General features: G+C 45.2%; 16 protein-coding genes. 11 read left to right on the top strand and 5 right to left on the bottom strand.

Going from position 1 to position 16,362, the window contains the following annotated elements:
- The first annotated feature begins 229 nt into the window (after nt 1-229).
- The gene (locus NFX39_RS05980; protein ID WP_252443972.1) at nt 230-679 is read left to right on the top strand and encodes a hypothetical protein; all 450 of its coding nucleotides are present in this window, start codon (nt 230-232) and stop codon (nt 677-679) included.
- A gap of 170 nt (nt 680-849) precedes the next feature.
- On the opposite strand, the gene NFX39_RS05975 is transcribed toward NFX39_RS05980, so the two are convergent.
- Together NFX39_RS05975 and NFX39_RS05970 are read right to left on the bottom strand one after the other, a co-directional pair.
- Nucleotides 850-1,845 (bottom strand): DUF6287 domain-containing protein, encoded by a 996-nt coding sequence (locus NFX39_RS05975; protein ID WP_252443970.1) that lies wholly within the window; start codon nt 1,843-1,845, stop codon nt 850-852.
- A 291-nt stretch (nt 1,846-2,136) separates the two neighbouring features.
- Complete coding sequence (locus tag NFX39_RS05970; protein ID WP_252443968.1) at nt 2,137-2,700, bottom strand: SAV1803-related protein; 564 nt, start codon at nt 2,698-2,700, stop codon at nt 2,137-2,139.
- Between the two features lie 199 nt (nt 2,701-2,899).
- On the opposite strand from NFX39_RS05970, the gene NFX39_RS05965 reads away from it, so the two are divergent.
- Genes NFX39_RS05965 through NFX39_RS05955 form a run of 3 tightly spaced genes read left to right on the top strand, consistent with a single transcriptional unit; the run spans nt 2,900 to nt 8,207 of the window.
- Nucleotides 2,900-6,010, top strand: a complete 3,111-nt coding sequence (locus tag NFX39_RS05965; RefSeq protein ID WP_252443966.1) for a type I restriction endonuclease subunit R — start codon at nt 2,900-2,902, stop codon at nt 6,008-6,010.
- Nucleotides 6,011-6,024: 14 nt separating this feature from the next.
- On the top strand, nt 6,025-7,668 hold the full coding sequence (locus NFX39_RS05960) for a type I restriction-modification system subunit M (RefSeq protein ID WP_252443963.1): 1,644 nt from the start codon (nt 6,025-6,027) through the stop codon (nt 7,666-7,668).
- A complete protein-coding gene (locus NFX39_RS05955) occupies nt 7,665-8,207 on the top strand; it encodes a restriction endonuclease subunit S (protein WP_252443961.1) in 543 nt (180 codons plus the stop codon). The genes NFX39_RS05960 and NFX39_RS05955 overlap by 4 nt, the downstream gene beginning before the upstream one ends.
- Here the strand turns inward: NFX39_RS05955 and NFX39_RS05950 are convergent.
- Entirely contained in the window at nt 8,194-9,123 is a 930-nt protein-coding gene (locus tag NFX39_RS05950) for a site-specific integrase (RefSeq protein ID WP_252443958.1), read from the bottom strand. The genes NFX39_RS05955 and NFX39_RS05950 overlap by 14 nt on opposite strands.
- 176 nt (nt 9,124-9,299) lie before the next feature.
- Here NFX39_RS05950 and NFX39_RS05945 point away from each other — a divergent pair, with 176 nt between their 5' ends.
- The gene (locus NFX39_RS05945) at nt 9,300-10,118 is read left to right on the top strand and encodes a GIY-YIG nuclease family protein (protein ID WP_252443956.1); all 819 of its coding nucleotides are present in this window, start codon (nt 9,300-9,302) and stop codon (nt 10,116-10,118) included.
- A gap of 173 nt (nt 10,119-10,291) precedes the next feature.
- The gene (locus tag NFX39_RS05940) at nt 10,292-10,681 is read left to right on the top strand and encodes a hypothetical protein (RefSeq protein ID WP_252443953.1); all 390 of its coding nucleotides are present in this window, start codon (nt 10,292-10,294) and stop codon (nt 10,679-10,681) included.
- 65 nt (nt 10,682-10,746) lie between these two features.
- Here the strand turns inward: NFX39_RS05940 and NFX39_RS05935 are convergent, their stop codons facing one another.
- Nucleotides 10,747-11,322, bottom strand: a complete 576-nt coding sequence (locus NFX39_RS05935; protein WP_338030503.1) for an FUSC family protein — start codon at nt 11,320-11,322, stop codon at nt 10,747-10,749.
- A 92-nt stretch (nt 11,323-11,414) separates the two neighbouring features.
- Between NFX39_RS05935 and NFX39_RS05930 the strand changes: the two genes are divergently transcribed.
- The 5 genes from NFX39_RS05930 (at nt 11,415) to NFX39_RS05910 (ending at nt 15,790) form a co-directional block, all read left to right on the top strand.
- A complete protein-coding gene (locus tag NFX39_RS05930) occupies nt 11,415-12,161 on the top strand; it encodes a nitroreductase family protein (protein ID WP_252443950.1) in 747 nt (248 codons plus the stop codon).
- 189 nt (nt 12,162-12,350) lie between these two features.
- Nucleotides 12,351-12,635, top strand: coding sequence for a co-chaperone GroES (locus tag NFX39_RS05925; protein WP_252443948.1), 285 nt, complete (start codon nt 12,351-12,353; stop codon nt 12,633-12,635).
- A gap of 12 nt (nt 12,636-12,647) precedes the next feature.
- Nucleotides 12,648-14,285 carry a chaperonin GroEL gene (gene groL, locus NFX39_RS05920; RefSeq protein WP_252443946.1) on the top strand — a complete coding sequence of 546 codons (1,638 nt, stop codon included), beginning with the start codon at nt 12,648-12,650 and terminating at the stop codon, nt 14,283-14,285.
- A 363-nt stretch (nt 14,286-14,648) separates the two neighbouring features.
- Nucleotides 14,649-15,092, top strand: coding sequence for a DUF3290 family protein (locus NFX39_RS05915; protein ID WP_252443944.1), 444 nt, complete (start codon nt 14,649-14,651; stop codon nt 15,090-15,092).
- Nucleotides 15,092-15,790, top strand: coding sequence for a DUF421 domain-containing protein (locus NFX39_RS05910; RefSeq protein ID WP_252443942.1), 699 nt, complete (start codon nt 15,092-15,094; stop codon nt 15,788-15,790). The genes NFX39_RS05915 and NFX39_RS05910 overlap by 1 nt, the downstream gene beginning before the upstream one ends.
- A gap of 184 nt (nt 15,791-15,974) precedes the next feature.
- Here the strand turns inward: NFX39_RS05910 and NFX39_RS05905 are convergent, their stop codons facing one another.
- Nucleotides 15,975-16,214, bottom strand: coding sequence for a hypothetical protein (locus NFX39_RS05905; RefSeq protein ID WP_252443940.1), 240 nt, complete (start codon nt 16,212-16,214; stop codon nt 15,975-15,977).
- Nucleotides 16,215-16,362 lie beyond the last annotated feature (148 nt).

Genomic DNA, 16,362 nt, shown 5'->3' with positions numbered 1-16,362 from the left:
GTGATATTTTTTGCATAAAAAGCTCCTATGATTAAATTATATCGAACATTTTTGTCCATAATTTAATCATAGGAGCCATAGTGTTTTAACGTCATTTGTCGAACTGAAAAGACTTCCCGAGGCAATTAAAAGTAAAAATTTAGTGGTAGCCTTAGGTGACGAGCACATTCTTTACAAAATGCCTTCCTACGAAGATTACCTTAAATCATATTTTGGTGTTGGTAATAAGATGCCAATTGAAATTTCGATTAAGTATATTCTTCAACAACCATCTATCACGCCAATACCAATAAAGAAATTTGAAAATGAAATAGCTGAAGCTGAATTAAACATTAGAGATAGAGAGCGACTGAGAACACGTATCAGACTGTTTAATTCGTTAAATACTGTTCAGCAAAAGATTCAATTATCTGGTCGTGCCAAAAAGCGAATTGAAACAAGGCGACACGAAAGCGCAGTTAGTCTATTTAGAGCGGGTTCTCAAATTACGGATTTGTTAGAAAGAATAAAGTACATCATTATTCATATACACAATTATGATGTGGAAAATGATTTAAAAGTTCTAGTAGAAATGATTTTGACAGAACAACCTGATGTTTTTATCAGAGAGACATTTGTAAGAAAATTCTTTATGGCCTATAGTTTATTGGTCGAAGGAGATTTAAGTGAAGATATTTAAGTGAATAAAAAAGACCGCAAACATGAGAAATGTCATGAGCGGTCTTTTTTGACGGAACAAAACAAGCATTACGAAAGCGTAACTGTTTTTTGTTAACTAAATTATAGCAAAATAAATCGTAACGATTCAATCAATATTTAAAAAAGGAATATCCATGAAGAGATTATGCACTATTCCTCCACGATCAGCTTCTCCATCTCGTGCAGCTTCTTCGTATTCTTGTACTGCTTGTACAGATCGTACATGCTCTTCTTGCCCGTGGTTTGGTCTTGGACGGTTTCGTCCTTGGCCTTACCTTGCGCAATCACGGCTTCGGTCTTGTAGACGATAGTATCGCCGTCGAGGTAGATGACACCGCGCTGGGAGGTTTGGTTGTAGACGTCGTCGGGGATGTTCTGAAGCTCGAGGACGTACTTCTCACGTTCGGGAACGAGGCGCACGCCGCGGAACTTGGTGTCGTAGGGTTGAAGTTGGCCGTTTACCTTGCGGACGGGCTTGGCCTGTCCCTTCAAGATCATGTCGGGCGTGGTTTCACCGTAGTCGGATTGGAAGTGTTCGGGCAAGCCGAGCAGGGCGAGGGCTTCCTTTTCCTTCAAGGAAAGGTTCTCCATCTGCTGGGTTTCCTTGGACTCAATGGTCTTGGTGAAAACGTTGTCGTCGCCAAGTGCTTGTCCACAGTAGAGACGGTCGGAACTTGGGTTGGATGTGCCAGGAAGGTTCACGCCTTTGGGGATGAAGTAGAAGGGGGCAACGGTCGAAACGGTGTTGGCCGAGTGTTCCTTGTTGCCGAGGCTGGCTTGGAGCATGCCGTCTTTTATGGTGGCGGCTTGAACGGAACCTTCCGCCTTCAACAGTACTTCGGCGTCGGTGATTTTCTTGCCGTCGAAGATGGCGGCTTTCAAGCCGTGGTCGTCGAAGACATAGGTGTCACCGCCTTGGTTCTTCCAGGTGCCGGCAACGGAGCTGAAGTCACCGGACTTGATTGCGTTCAAATCCATCCCAGCGGACTTCTTGGCGCTTGTCTTGGCATTCTTATCCGACTTGACGGTCTTTTCGGCCTTCCCATCATTGGAACGACCGCTCACATAGGCGAGTGCGCTGCCTCCTCCGATGACAATGACCGCGCAGGCGGCGGCCATCGCAATCTTGCTTTTTTTTGTAAACATGTCATCCTCCTTCAATCTCTTTGGTAGCTGATTAAAATCGGTCATTCATGTTGAACGTGGTCAGCACAATTGGCTGGTTTTTCTGTCATTGATAAGTATAGCACTGTCTCTTAGAATGATACAAAAACAAAAGCAGCGAAAGCCTTGCGGCCCCGCTGCTTTTTTTAAAACGCCATCCTAAAATCTCCCAGTGCCCAACAGCCATCCGCCATGTGCATCCAACCGCACACCCCTGACCCGCGACCTTAATCCCGAACCAAAGTAAGGTAACCCCCGGGCAGGATTGAAATCTTAAAATCGAACGTCCTTCAACGCTTCATCCAGCATGTTAACAATCTTAGTTAACAATTCAGTTGCTTCCTTCTTATCCAACTTAGCAGCGTTGTAGCTGTTCTTGTACCATTGTGGTGCGGAATCAGAAGGTGCTTTTTCGTCGATGTACCATTCTTTAACGATTGGCATGAGGTAAGTGTTGAAACCTGGTAATCCGTGTTGACCCTTCGTTTTGATAGCAATCAAAGCGTGCAAAATCGTGTGTTCCCACTTATCAACGTAGCAGAGCGTATCTGCTTTCTGAAGGGAGAAGGGGATGTCTTGCTTTTCAATAGCTACAGGATTTCCCATGTCTTCGTATTCATCTTCGGCATTTTGATGAATTTCCAAACCTTCATCAGTGCGGGAGAGGTTTTTATTCTTTCCAGGTAGTTTGTTTTCACCTGCAACCCACTTGTTGTAGCTCTTTTCAATAAAGTAATCACCAGGAACTGCCCCGTGATCAGTCAACAATGTCTTTACTGCATCATCATAGCTCATTTCCAGTAATTCATAGTATTGTTGTAATCGTTCTGTTGTCATAATCATCTCTCCGCTCTGTCGTAAACTATCCAGTATTATAGCAGTTATTTCATATATTTACCGTTGTTGTCGACGCCGTCGTCAGCATTGGTTCTATCGGTTCAAAAGGGTATAATAAAAACTATATTTGTCACAAGTAACTACATATATAAGTTATACGTGAACGAGCGCTAAATATTTTCCAAGGAGCCCGAAATTCATGCTTGCGAGAGAAGAGAGAGAACTTGAGTTTGAAGATGAACTGATTGCGTACTTACAGCAATTAGGTGGAACAAAGCAGTGGGAGTATCGTCCTGATATTCGGACTACAGAACAGCTTTGGGCGAACTTCAAAGAAATCTTGGAACAAAACAACCAAAAGTTGAAGAAGCCACTTTCCGAACAAGAATTCAAGCAAGTTCAAACGGTCATCACCAATCTTAGGACACCGTACGAAGCTGGACAGTTTTTGTATGGTTCAAACGGTATCTCACAAATCGAAGTTGATTTGGATGACGGCCAACACGTTTTCTTGGATGTTTTTGATTCATCAAAAATTGGTGCTGGAAACACGGTTTATCAGGTCGTGAACCAAATTCAACGACCTAAGAAACAGGCAGGAAAAAACGACTGTCGATTTGATACCACGCTATTGATTAATGGATTACCCATTATTCAAATTGAAGAGAAAACGAACTCAGTTCGTTCTGATCGTGCCCTTAATCAGATGCTGCGATACACGAAAGAAGGGCAGTACTCTGATATTTTCTCGATGCTTCAAATTTTGATTGCCATGACACCAACTGACATTCAGTACATGGCAGCCACGACTGCAGATAAGTTCAATACAGACTTTGCCTTCCGTTGGCAGCGTGAAAAAGACAACTCTCGAGTGAATGATTGGAAAGAGTTTGCGAACTCTTTCCTATCGATTCCAATGGCGCATCAAATGGCTACCAACTATATGGTCTTAGATGGAACGAAGGGCCGGGAAATGCTTAAGGTGATGCGTTCTTATCAAGTTTATGCCACAAAGCGCGTGCTCGAATCTGTTTCAGGACATCACTTTGGTATCGACGACCCACGATTAGGTTATGTTTGGCATACCACTGGATCTGGAAAGACGATTTCTTCTTTCAAGGCGGCTTGGTTAGCTTCTCGAATGCCAAACGTTGAAAAAGTGATTTTTATGGTCGACCGCGTTGCTCTAACGGATCAGACAACAGCCCAATACACAGCCTATGATCCCGATTCGACATCAGAAAGTCGCACGTCAATCGTTTCGGATACGGCCAGTGTTCATGACTTGTACAAGAAGTTAACTAATAAAAATGTAAAGGGCATCATTGTCACGTCTAATCAAAAGATGAATCGGTTGGCGGAACGTTATGCTGACGAAAAGGAAAAGTTCGATAAGAACATTCTTTTTGTGGTGGACGAAGCACATCGTTCAACCGGTGGTGAGGGATTTGAGAAAGCTCGTAGCTTTTTCAAAAATGCGGCTTGGATTGGATATACCGGAACACCGATGTTCGAAAAGAATCCAAGCACGAAGGACATCTTCGGAGAATTGCTTCACTCTTACACAATTCGTGAAGCGATTTCGGATGAGAACGTTCTTGGATTTAACGTTGAATTCCGAACCACATTACCTGAACAAACAATCAAAGAAGATTACTTACCAAAGTATTATGAAGACCGATATCCTGATTGGGACTATGAAAAGATTCAAAAGAAGATTGCCAACATGACGGCTGCTGATTTGGATGAAGCCGTTGAACCAAACATCTACGATGATAACGATAAACATGTTGAAGAAGTCGTTTCAGAAATCTTAGAACACTGGCAGAATCGATCTGCTGATTATAAGTACAACGCGCTCTTCACTACGCATGCTTCTGGAAAAAAGCCTTCCGTGCCACTAGCGATGAAATATTATCGCGAATTTAAGCGACAAAATACGGAGGATAATCCTAAGCTTAAACGTAAGCTGAATATCGCCATTACTTTTTCATTAAATCAGTCGAATGACGACAATATGAATGAAAATAATGATGACTGGGACGAGGCTGTGAAGGACTACTCAGAAATGTTTGGTGGCCGATTCGGGCAGGATAACGAAGATGAGTATACAGCCGATGTGGCCGCGCACTTGAACCGCTCATCTGGGGATGGAAAAGTCCTCGACTTGGTTATTGTTGTTAACCGTTTCTTGACCGGGTTCGACGCGCCTATGCTGAACACGTTGTATGTTGATCGTACCCTTTCTGGTGCAAACTTAATTCAAGCGTACTCACGTACAAACCGAATTGAAGACAACAACACGAAGCCATACGGAAACATCATTAACTACCGATGGCCTGAATTATCAAAGCAAATCATGAATCGCGCTTTGGAACTATATTCAAACAAAGATTCAGCTGACATTGATAATCGCAAGGTTATGGGACCTGAATGGTTAGACATTTTGGCACACACGTATGAAGAAGTAACAGCTGATTTGGCGGAAGTGGTCAATCGACTTCGAAAGTTTTCTACGGATTTCAATGACATTCCGAGGTCAGAAAAAGACCAAGATGAGATGTATCGTGATTTATGCCAGTATAACCGCTTAGTTAATTTGGCTAAACAGTATCCTAGTTACGACTATGAAAAGCCTGAAGAACTACTGCAAGTGATGGGACTAACTGATGAAGAGGAAAGACGCTTAACCAGTTCTTTGGCTCACCAATTAATGGATCTCATTAAAAAAAGAGGAGGATCAGGGGAAGAAATCGAACTCAATCTTAAGATGACCCACATTTCTGATGTTCGAGTGAACTATGATTACCTTCGAGATTTGTTGGCTGACTTGGCTAACCACGTGCACAATCAAGACTTTGATAAGGCGCAACAAGCTTACGACGATATCCAAAAGCAAACGAAGCAATTGGAAGACCAAAAGTATGCCAAGCAAGTTGAACGAACAGCGGCGGGAATTCAGTCGGGTGATACGAAGGCAGGTTCCTACCCTGTTGACGCTAAGGATATTGATGGGCTGATTACCGACTCCGAAAATACTTCAAAGCGTGCGAAAATTCGCCACTTCATTGAGGAATGGGGACTTGATGTAACAACCAAATCAGTCGCTAAAGTGTTAGAGCAACACCAAAAAGGGCAAGATGATTTGAACCGAATGGGTGAGCTCGATGAGCTGCGACAAAACGGTCAAGCTAACTACAAGGAAATGGCCCATGACCCTGAAGTTCGAACACTAAGGAAAATACAGTATCGTAACGCATTCAGTGACGCTTTTACAAAGTTCGCTGATGCCTTTGTTGAAGAATATTAATTAAAGGAGACGCCATGTCTGAACAAGTAACCGCAAAATCCATTACCAGCCAACTCTGGTCAATGGCTAACGACTTGCGAGGAAACCTTGATGCCTCTGAATTCCGTAACTACATTTTGGGATTCATGTTTTATCGTTACCTTTCAGAACACCAAGAAGAATACTTGGTGAACGAAAACATTCTTGATTTGAAGGATGGGGAAAGTGTAAACGATGCTTACCTTCGTGAAGCGAAGGGGGAGGACCGAGCTGAATATATTGAAGATATTGCTCGTAACCTTGGTTATGCCATCGAACCAGAATTCACTTGGAAGACAATTGTTGGCAAAGTCAATTCCGGGGATATTAAGCCTTCCGATTACCAAGATATGTTTGACGAGTTCAACAAGAATGCACAGTTGAACCAATCAGCAAAAGAAGACTTTAGTGAAATCTTTGCGGACGTTAACTTGGGAAACTCTCGTCTTGGAAATTCAACGGCAGCACGTGCTAAGTCACTTGGAGCGGTTGTTGAATCCGTTGATACTTTTGAGTACCAAGATGACCAAGGTCACGATATTTTGGGGGATGTCTACGAATATTTGATTGCCGAATTTGCCGGTAATTCAGGTAAAAAGGCTGGAGAATTCTATACGCCTCACCAAGTCTCAAAGATTTTGGCAAAGTTGGTTTCACTTGATGCCAAGCAAGAAGGTCAGTTCACGGTATACGATCCGGCTATGGGTTCAGGTTCCCTTTTGTTAACGGTTCAAGATCAATTACCAAACGGACAAGAAAAGGGCCGTGTTGCTTTTGAAGGACAAGAGCTAAACACGACCACTTATAACTTGGCTCGTATGAACTTGATGATGCACGGTATCGATTACCAAAACATGGATTTGCGTAATGCAGATACTTTGGAAGATGATTGGCCCTCACGTGAAGAAAACGGTGTGATGGCTCCGGTTACCTTTGATGCCGTTGTCGCAAACCCTCCATACTCTGCCAAGTGGGATAACAATGACAACAAGATGAAGGATCCGCGCTTCAAGGACTTCGGAAAGCTTGCGCCAAAAACGAAGGCTGATTATGCCTTTGTTCTTCATGGTTTGTACCACTTGGACCGTGAAGGAACGATGGCTATCGTTTTGCCACACGGGGTTCTCTTCCGTGGGGCTGCTGAAGGAATGATTCGTCAGGCAATTATTGAAAAGAACTATCTTGATGCGGTCATTGGATTGCCATCAGGAATCTTCTTCTCTACTGGAATCCCGACAGTTGTACTTGTCTTCAAGAAGAATCGAAAAAACAAGGACATCTTGTTTATTGATGCTTCGAACGATTTTGAAAAGGGTAAGAAGCAAAACGTACTTCGTGACTCTGATGTTGATAAGATTATCAATACCTACCAAAAGCGTGAAGATGTTGAGAAGTATGCGCATGTTGCTCAATTAGACGAAATTGAAGAAAACGACTTCAACTTAAATATTCCTCGTTATGTTGATACTTTTGAAGAAGAAGAACCAGTTGATGCTGAAGCTTTGCTTTCAGATATGCAATCAATCGATTCAGAAATCGCAGAATTAACAAAGCAAATCAACGAACAGATGGATGATTTAGTCGCAACTGATGAAGATAGTCAAAAGACGCTTGATATTCTAAAGCAGGTGCTCAAATGATGAATAATGGAAAATCCAAAAAGATGATTCCTGATATTCGTTTCGCCGGCTATACCGACGATTGGGAACAGCGTAAGTTGGGTGGTAATGCTGATATTACTACCGGTAAACTTGACGCTAACGCCATGGATGAAAACGGAGAGTATGATTTTTATACCTCGGGTGTGAAGACTTATAAAATAGATCAGTGGGCTTTTGAAGGTCCGGCGATAACAATTGCCGGAAACGGAGCGACTGTTGGCTATATGCACTTTGCTGATGGAAAGTTCAACGCATACCAGCGTACGTACGTTTTGCAGAATATGAAGATAGATAGAACCTTCCTTTATGTTTCAATCTCTAAGGCACTTCCACGAAAGATACAGGAAGAAGCCCGTACTGGAAATATTCCATACATCGTTATGGATATGCTTACTTCTTTGTCTTTCAAAGTACCAGAGATAGATGAGCAGATGAAGCTTGGAACGCTAATCAGTAATGTGGAGCAAGTTATCACTCTTCATCAGCGTAATACTTTTCCGCTAGTTAACTTAAACTAGAAAGTGAACGCATGACGAGGTCCACATCCTGGTTCTCTAGTTCTTGGATAATGTGGAGATATGTTTTTTGAGTTGTTGTCATTGAAGCGTGGCCAAGACGTCTGGCAACACTGGCAATCGACACTCCGGCAAATAGCAAAAGGGATGCGTGGGTATGACGTAATCCGTGGATTGATATGATTGGTAATTCGTTTTTTCTACAATGCTTTGCCAGTAAGTTGTTTATTGTTGAATTGTAGATGTTATCTTTTCCATGAACAAATATTGGTTTCCCTTCCGGAAGCTCTTTAATCAATTCCGAGAATTGCATAACGGTTTGCCAGTCAATTTGCATTTTACGAACCGAAGAGGGGTTCTTAGTCGGTAAGAATCCTCCTTTACCTTTGTAGTCCCAGGTTTTATTGATCGTTAGCATTTGGTGTGAAAAATCGAAGTCTCCTGGTGTTAAGGCTAGTGCTTCAGAGAATCGAATTCCTGTTTTAGCTATGAGCAAAATAAACCAGTCCCAATTAACTTCCGCCGCCAAATCGAGTTGAGTGAGAAGTTTGTGAAGCTCGAACTGATTCAAATATTTGGGCTTTTTTTCCCGAGGTGTCTTACCCTTGATAATGGCTTTTCGGGTTGGATTTCGATCAATTAAATTATCATCAACTGCGTCAAGGATTGCTCCTTTCAATTGATGATGGAAGTCCATTGTTGTTTGACGCTCGTGTTCTTCTGCATAGTCATTGAGTAACTGCTGGTAGGTGATTCGATTAAGTTCGCCCACCTTTAAATTGGGTGAGAGCTTAATTAGCCACTTAAGTGTCATCCGATATTTTGACATCGTAACGGGGCGAATGGCTCCTTCTTTGTACATGAGAATCCAGCGTTTATAGTAGCGATGAAATAGTTCGTTTTTGTTCTGGTTAGACATAGTGTCCTCTTTCTATAATGGTTTGAATAAAGAAAAGTACTCCGCAAGGAGTGCTTTTTTCCTTGGTTTTACCCATATTAAGTTTGGTAGGTGAATCTTAAATGAACGGTAATTGGACTTATTCCCAAGATAGAGGTTTAATTTAAAATAGAAGTGATTAGTAAAAGGGTGAGGGTATGCCAAAACATATTTTTATAAATGAAGACAATAGTAATGACCATATTTCTGTTTTCTATGCAGAACCGTCATTCATTGTCGAAGCAAATCGAGAAGATTTATCTAAGTTGAACCTACTAGAAGAGTCAAAAAAGCCGGGCGTTTATATTCTTTTTGGGAATCAGCAACGATACGTAGGGCAAGCTTCTCGTTCTATTTTTAGTCGTCTGCACCAGCATGACTTGAAGAAAAAATGGTGGACGAAAGTTGTATTCTTTGGTCGTGAGGACGGGTACCTTTCAAAAGCTCAATTAGATTATTTAGAAGCTTCATTAATTAGTACGTTTTCAGACAGTGATTTGAAGCTTGATAATGATACAGCAGGTAATACCAGCTATATCAATAAAATGGAAAAGTTGACGGCTAATACTTCCCTTAAACAAGTCAATCGCGTACTGACTGATGTAGCAAACATCGATCTTTTTGAAACCGATGAAGAGCCTGAAACAAATCTAAATTCCGGACATAACGGCATTCGATTTAATGGTAAAAGTTATAACGGTAAAAGTGGCCGGCGGGTGTTTATTGAAGTGATGACGGATGTTTTGCAAAATGAAAATGTAGAACTACTGGCGCCGTTGATGACGGATGAAGAGCCAACGGCAACGGCCTTTATTGGCGAAGAAGAACGCATTTCTAGAAATGGGGCCCGTTTAACTGAAAAAATCCCAGAAACTCCCTACTTCATTTATGTATGTTATTCCCGCGAGCGAATGAAGAACCGCTTGGAGAAAATGGCTTCGTTACTCGAAAAAGATATTGAAGTAGACCTCGGATAATCATATTTCAATCAAGAAAAGCACACCGCCTCGGTGTGCTTTTTTCCTTTGTGTAGATGGAGAATTATATGTAATTCAGAGCCAATTATCTTATTCCTCATTGGTATCAGAATCGGGCTTTCGAAGGGCTATACTTGTGGCAACAAATGCTTCAAGAAAGGATGGTACCAACCATGACCGAACCAAAGACTATTCATTTGAACCTGCCCAACGCAGGGATTTGGGGATGCGGTGGCTCTTACACCGGCAACCTTGTCTTTCACGAACAGATTGAACCTCAGCTTTGCCTTGCTGACCTCGAGCAAGGCTTCGTTATTGTTTTTCCCGACGCAGTCGGGGACGTGAGTTCCTATTTCCTTGAAGGACTGGTCACGCCGTTAGTTTGTCTTTTAGGCCTTCCGTCCGTTTTCACAAAGGTCAAATTTGAGACCGCTTATCCCGAGTTAACCGAACAGATTGAAGAAGACCTCCGCATCCTCTTTCACTCCGACTTCTTGGCCCGCTCCGTCCTTGGACACGTCGGACAATCCGTCGACTACCGAAATCTCGTTTTAGGACTATAGCCAAACAAAAAAGCACACCGTCAGGTGTGCTTTTTGTATGAGTCGCTTTTGACTTTGACAGGTGATTAATCGTGGTTATGCTTCTCTTTATCCTTACCCTCGATATGGTGGACCACCTCGACGGTTTTCTTTTCGACCTTTATCATGCCTTCTTCAATCTTTTCGATTTCCTTCGGCATAAAGAAGCAGTTGATGATTAGCGCCACAACCACCCCGATAAAGACGTCCAGCACTCGCAAGATCACGTACGTGATCGTCGCGTCCAACGGAATAGTCAACGCAATCATCAAGAAGGCGGCCATTCCACCAACAATTCCCACGTTGTAGTTAATCTTATCGTGGATGATGATTCCGAGAATCACCAGGATTGGAATCACGAAGATTTCCAACCAGCTCGCGTTGTGCGTGTATTCGCGCACCAGGTAGTAGACAATTGCCAGTCCACCACCGATGGCGTTCGAGACGAGTCGGACTTTTCCGAACGTCATCGTATTATCCCAGGTGTCGCGCAGCGCAAAGACGGCTGCCAATGCTGGCACGAAGGCTGGCCGGTCAACAAACTGGTACGCAATCATGATCAGCATGACAGCAAACCCCGTCTTAGCCGTTCTTAATCCGATGTGTATGTGGAAGAAATTCATGATTGCTCCTAGAAATTAAATAATTTTTGCAGTAGTATGGCACTAGAGCCAATGATATAATAGTATACAACGATTTAAGGAGGTTGTCATATATGGTCGAATCAAACGAAGTTTTAAAGCAATTAAACAATCACGCATCCATCCGTGCTTTCCAGGATAAGCCCGTTTCAGACGAAACGATGAATGCCATCTTCGAAGCCGCCTTTGCAGGTCCCAACATGCAAAACTACCAACCCGTGACCTTCATTGAAATCACGGATCAGGACTTGAAGCAGAAGATTACCGACACGGTCCACATGGGCTACATCGCTTCTGCCCCACGTTTCTACGTGGCCTGCGTGGATTGGAACCGCGACTTGATCGGCCAAGACGACGAAGCCAAGGCTGTCATCGAAGACCGCATCCAACACTACCAATTCTTGGAAGGTGGAATCGTTTCGGCTTCCATCACCTTGGGCCGTGCCCAAGTGGCAGCCGAATCACTCGGCCTCGGTACGGTTACCATGGCCGGTGTCATGGGCGCCTTCGAATTGTACGAAAAGGAATTGGACTTGCCTAAGTACGTCAAGCCAATCATGGGATTCTCCGTCGGTTACCCTGACCAAGAACCAGGTGTAAAGCCAAAGTTGCCTTTGTCAGGTTCCGTTATGGAAGGTCGCTACGACGAAAAGAAGGTCGAAGCAGCCGTCAACGAATACGACAAGACGATGGCCGACTACTACGGTGCACGTGACATGGACACGAACTGGACCAAGCACAACGCCAAGTTGTTCAAGATGATTCCAGCCGACCCACGTTTGTCCAAGTATCCAATGGATAAGGGCCTTAATTTAAAGTAACAGCTGATATTCAAATGAAGCTTAAATCCTCCGTTTGAAATTCGGTTTAAATTGCTCCGCCAAAATTGATTTGGCGGGGCTTTTTTTACTGTCTTCTAGCCTTTGACAACGGTTTTTGCTCTGCTATACTAAAGACAATTATTGGCAGTGCCGACTGTGTTCTGCCAAGCATTTTACGGAGGTATATCCATGTTGAAACCCTTAGAAGATCGCTTAATCGTTTCCGTCCCCGACCAAGGTGAACAGACGGTCGGCGGCATCGTGCTTGCCGCTCCTTCCGAAAAGAAGACGGCCCAAGGTAAAGTTGTGGCGGCCGGCCCGGGCCGGACTTTGCCAGACGGAACGAAGTTAGCGATGACCGTGAAAGAAGGCGACCAAATCGTCTTCGACCACTTCGCCGGAACGGAAATCGAAATCGACGGGCAGAGCTTCACCGCCCTTCACGAAACCGACGTCATCGGGATTTTGGACTAAAAGGAGTTTTTCATGGCTAAAGAATTGAAGTTTGCAGAAGACGCCCGCGCCAAGATGAAGATTGGGGTGGACAAGCTCGCCAACACGGTTAAGACGACCATCGGACCCAAGGGGCGCAACGTCGTTTTGGAAGAAAGCTACGGCTCACCCACAATCACAAACGACGGGGTGACGATCGCCAAGAGCATCGAACTCGAAGACCACTTCGAAAACATGGGGGCCAAGCTGGTCGCCGAAGTGGCCTCAAAGACCAACGACATCGCCGGTGACGGAACCACGACGGCTACTGTTTTGACGCAGGCCATTGTGGGCGAGGGCCTGAAGAACGTGACGGCCGGGGCCAACCCAGTCGGCATCCGCACGGGAATCGAGAAGGCGACGGCGGCTGCGGTTGAAAAGCTCCACGAGCTGTCACACCAGGTGTCAACGAAGGAAGAAATCGCGCAAATCGCGGCCATCTCCGCTGCCAACGACGAAGTTGGGGCCTTGATTGCCGAAGCAATGGAAAAAGTCGGCAACGACGGGGTGATTACGATCGAAGAATCCAAGGGGATCGACACGACCTTGGACGTTGTCGAAGGAATGTCCTTCGACCGCGGTTACATGTCCCAGTACATGGTGACCGACAACGAAAAGATGGAAGCCAACTTGGACAACCCCTACATCCTGGTGACGGACAAGAAGATCGGCAACATCCAAGACATCCTGCCCGTCTTGCAGGCCGTGGTTGAACAGGGGCGTTCCATGGTGATCATCGCCGATGACATTACGGGCGAAGCCTTGCCAACCCTTGTCTTGAACAAGATGCGCGGAACCTTCAACGTAGTGGCCGTGAAGGCGCCTGGCTTCGGTGACCGTCGCAAGGCCATGTTGGAAGACATCGCCGTGTTGACCGGCGCTCAGGTGATCACCGACGACCTCGGCTTGAACCTGAAGGACGTCACGGTCGAACAACTCGGTTCCGCCAACAAGGTCAACATCAACCGTGATTCAACGACCATCGTTGAAGGGGCGGGTGACAAGGAAGCCGTCGCTGCCCGTGTCGAAACATTGAAGGACCAGATTGCCACGACCTCTTCTTCCTTTGATAAGGAGAAGTTGCAGGAACGCCTGGCCAAGATGGCCGGCGGAGTTGCCGTCGTGAACGTCGGTGCCGCAACGGAAACCGAACTGAAGGAACGTAAGTACCGCATCGAAGACGCCCTGAACGCGACCCGCGCGGCCGTGGAAGAAGGCTTCGTAGCCGGTGGTGGAACGGCCTTGGTCAACGTGATGGAAGCCGCAGCTTCCGTTGAAGCAACTGGTGATGTGTTGACTGGTGTGAAGACGGTTGTGGCCGCTTTGGAAGCGCCCGTTCGTCAAATCGCCGAAAACGCCGGTTACGAAGGTTCCGTCATCGTGAACAAGCTGAAGGAACAACCGGTCGGCACTGGTTATGACGCGAAGAACGACGCTTGGGTCGACATGGTTTCCGCTGGTATCGTGGACCCAACCAAGGTGACGCGTTCTGCCTTGCAAAACGCGGCCTCTGTGTCAGCGCTGTTGCTGACGACGGAAGCGGTTGTTGCCGAAGCCCCAAAGTCTGCTGCTGAAATGGCGGCATCTGCTGCCGCTATGGGTGGTGGTGCTGGCATGCAGGGAATGATGTAAGGTTGGCTTGATTTAGGGCCGGTTTTTGTCTCCTGAATGGAAAGCAATGATTGATTCGAAGTGTGCCGCGGGCCCGTGTGGGTGCCGCGTTTCTCTTGAGATTGAGGCGGCGGGCCCTTGACGGGCCCAAGCCGTTTTGAGAAGGTGTAGGGACTGGATTCTTTGAATTCAGCTCTTAACTGATGTTAACTACAACGAAAAGCGTCGCCCGGTGGGTGGCGCTTTTTGCGTGCGAGTTTTTGGGGATGGGTCGGGTTGGACTTTGACAGGGAAAGTGGCTTTGAAATTTTGAACAATTTGAGTATTTTTACCCTTAAAGTGGCCCCTGGCTTGTGCTAGAATATAGGCATTGGAGGCATCGAAATGTCATTTTACTCACTCGATTACCTATCGAATCAAAACAATTTGAACAGTAAACTTCTATTTATCGTCTTAATCATCGCCTTTGTTAGTGCGGCCTTCGGGTTCGTGGCATCGGTTCGCCACCGCTTTAACATGCGTTACCGCGATTTGACGATTATCGCCTTTTTGTTCTTCTTGTTCTTCGGTGGTTTGACCTACACAAACATGCAAAACTCCGCGGCGCAAAACACGCAACAGACCGAAATGACGGCCTTTGCAAAGAACTACGCCTACGACCAGAAGGTTAAAAAGAAGGACATCTCCTTTAACTCGACGACCATGCAAGACGGCATGATTGCAAAGGAAGGGAAGAAGTACTACCAGATTACGCTGTCCAAGGACCAAAAGTCATACAGCCGGACGGAAGTTTACCTGATTAATGACAAGGTGGAGGTCGTGAAATAATGCAAGTTTATTTGCCCATACTCTTAAAGCTGGGGATTGGTCTCTTAGTGATCATCGTCCAGATTAACATCTTCGGTAAGGGAAACCTTGCGCCGACAAACGCCCTCGATCAAGTGCAAAACTACGTGCTTGGTGGAATTATCGGAGGTACGATTTACACGCCGACGATTACCGTGTTCCAGTTCATGATGGTCATGATTATCTGGACTTGGCTCGTCATGGTGTTGAAGTTCGCAAAGGAGCACAACCGTTACGCGAAGCGTATTATTGACGGGATGCCTTCAGTTTTGATTGAACGTGGAAAAGTCAATGTCAACGCGGTCATTGGGGCTGGTCAGTCCGCCGCCGATTTGATGTTCAAGCTGCGTGAACAGGAAGTTTACGACATCTCCAAGGTGAAGCGTGCCGTGCTCGAACAAAACGGGCAGTTGACCGTTATCGAATACGGGGAACAATCACCAAAGTATCCGTTGATTTACGACGGTCAGACGAACGACGACGTGTTGCTCGCCATTGACCAGGATGAGGAATGGCTCGAAGAAGAGATTAAGCGCCAGGGTTACAGCTACTTTGGTGACATCTTCTTGGGTGAATACGTCAACGGGCAGGTTCGCCTCACGCCTTATGAAGGGGTGGAACCAGTTCTCCCTAAGGAAGAAGCCGAACGTAAGACGGAAGACGATTCCGCTGAAGAATAATTAACTGCATAAAAAAGCACCCTGTTTGGGGTGCTTTTTTGGTTTGTTCATTCACGGCCTCTGGGAAGCAGAGGGCTTGGTGGTGCTGGGGGAGCGTGGACTCCTTGTGGAGCCGGCGAAGGTGTGCTGGCTCGATGCGGTTTACGCTGTCGCCTCGCTATGTGTGTTTTAGCGGGCATGCTTTTTACGCTTTGAAATACTGCTCAATCCGATCATCCGGCAGGTCGTTGAAGAAGGCTTTGTAGATGCGGTTGAGGGAGGAAGAGATGGCGTCGATGATTTGAGGGTCGACTTTCTCAGAGTCGATCACCTTTGAAATCTGTTTTTCGATTTCTTCTAGGGAATGTATAACGGAATGGTAAATCTTACGATGTGTGTACTTAAAGTATAGAATATCTAACTTAAACACACGAATTTTTAACAAGAACTCTTTAGCAGCCGAAGAAGATTCTTCACTAACCTGTAAGTTGTGGAAAGTCTTTGGAATGATGCTTTGCAGGTGTTTAATATAAATAACACTGGATTGATTGATTTCATACTGAGATTTAAACGTTCGTCTGCAGTGCCAGGGG

Origin of the sequence: Fructobacillus apis (assembly GCF_023893635.1) — a bacterium.
GTDB classification, from domain to species: domain Bacteria; phylum Bacillota; class Bacilli; order Lactobacillales; family Lactobacillaceae; genus Fructobacillus; species Fructobacillus apis.
Note: the sequence above shows the minus strand (reverse complement) of the source record. Positions and strands in the feature narration are given on the sequence as shown.

Excerpts from the sequence above, each read along its gene's own strand:
- NFX39_RS05980 (WP_252443972.1), top strand. The coding sequence starts at position 230 with ATGCCAATTGAAATTTCGATTAAGTATATTCTTCAACAACCATCTATC.
- NFX39_RS05975 (WP_252443970.1), bottom strand. The coding sequence starts at position 1,845 with ATGTTTACAAAAAAAAGCAAGATTGCGATGGCCGCCGCCTGCGCGGTC.
- NFX39_RS05970 (WP_252443968.1), bottom strand. The coding sequence starts at position 2,700 with ATGACAACAGAACGATTACAACAATACTATGAATTACTGGAAATGAGC.
- NFX39_RS05965 (WP_252443966.1), top strand. The coding sequence starts at position 2,900 with ATGCTTGCGAGAGAAGAGAGAGAACTTGAGTTTGAAGATGAACTGATT.
- NFX39_RS05960 (WP_252443963.1), top strand. The coding sequence starts at position 6,025 with ATGTCTGAACAAGTAACCGCAAAATCCATTACCAGCCAACTCTGGTCA.
- NFX39_RS05955 (WP_252443961.1), top strand. The coding sequence starts at position 7,665 with ATGATGAATAATGGAAAATCCAAAAAGATGATTCCTGATATTCGTTTC.
- NFX39_RS05950 (WP_252443958.1), bottom strand. The coding sequence starts at position 9,123 with ATGTCTAACCAGAACAAAAACGAACTATTTCATCGCTACTATAAACGC.
- NFX39_RS05945 (WP_252443956.1), top strand. The coding sequence starts at position 9,300 with ATGCCAAAACATATTTTTATAAATGAAGACAATAGTAATGACCATATT.
- NFX39_RS05940 (WP_252443953.1), top strand. The coding sequence starts at position 10,292 with ATGACCGAACCAAAGACTATTCATTTGAACCTGCCCAACGCAGGGATT.
- NFX39_RS05935 (WP_338030503.1), bottom strand. The coding sequence starts at position 11,322 with ATGAATTTCTTCCACATACACATCGGATTAAGAACGGCTAAGACGGGG.
- NFX39_RS05930 (WP_252443950.1), top strand. The coding sequence starts at position 11,415 with ATGGTCGAATCAAACGAAGTTTTAAAGCAATTAAACAATCACGCATCC.
- NFX39_RS05925 (WP_252443948.1), top strand. The coding sequence starts at position 12,351 with ATGTTGAAACCCTTAGAAGATCGCTTAATCGTTTCCGTCCCCGACCAA.
- groL (WP_252443946.1), top strand. The coding sequence starts at position 12,648 with ATGGCTAAAGAATTGAAGTTTGCAGAAGACGCCCGCGCCAAGATGAAG.
- NFX39_RS05915 (WP_252443944.1), top strand. The coding sequence starts at position 14,649 with ATGTCATTTTACTCACTCGATTACCTATCGAATCAAAACAATTTGAAC.
- NFX39_RS05910 (WP_252443942.1), top strand. The coding sequence starts at position 15,092 with ATGCAAGTTTATTTGCCCATACTCTTAAAGCTGGGGATTGGTCTCTTA.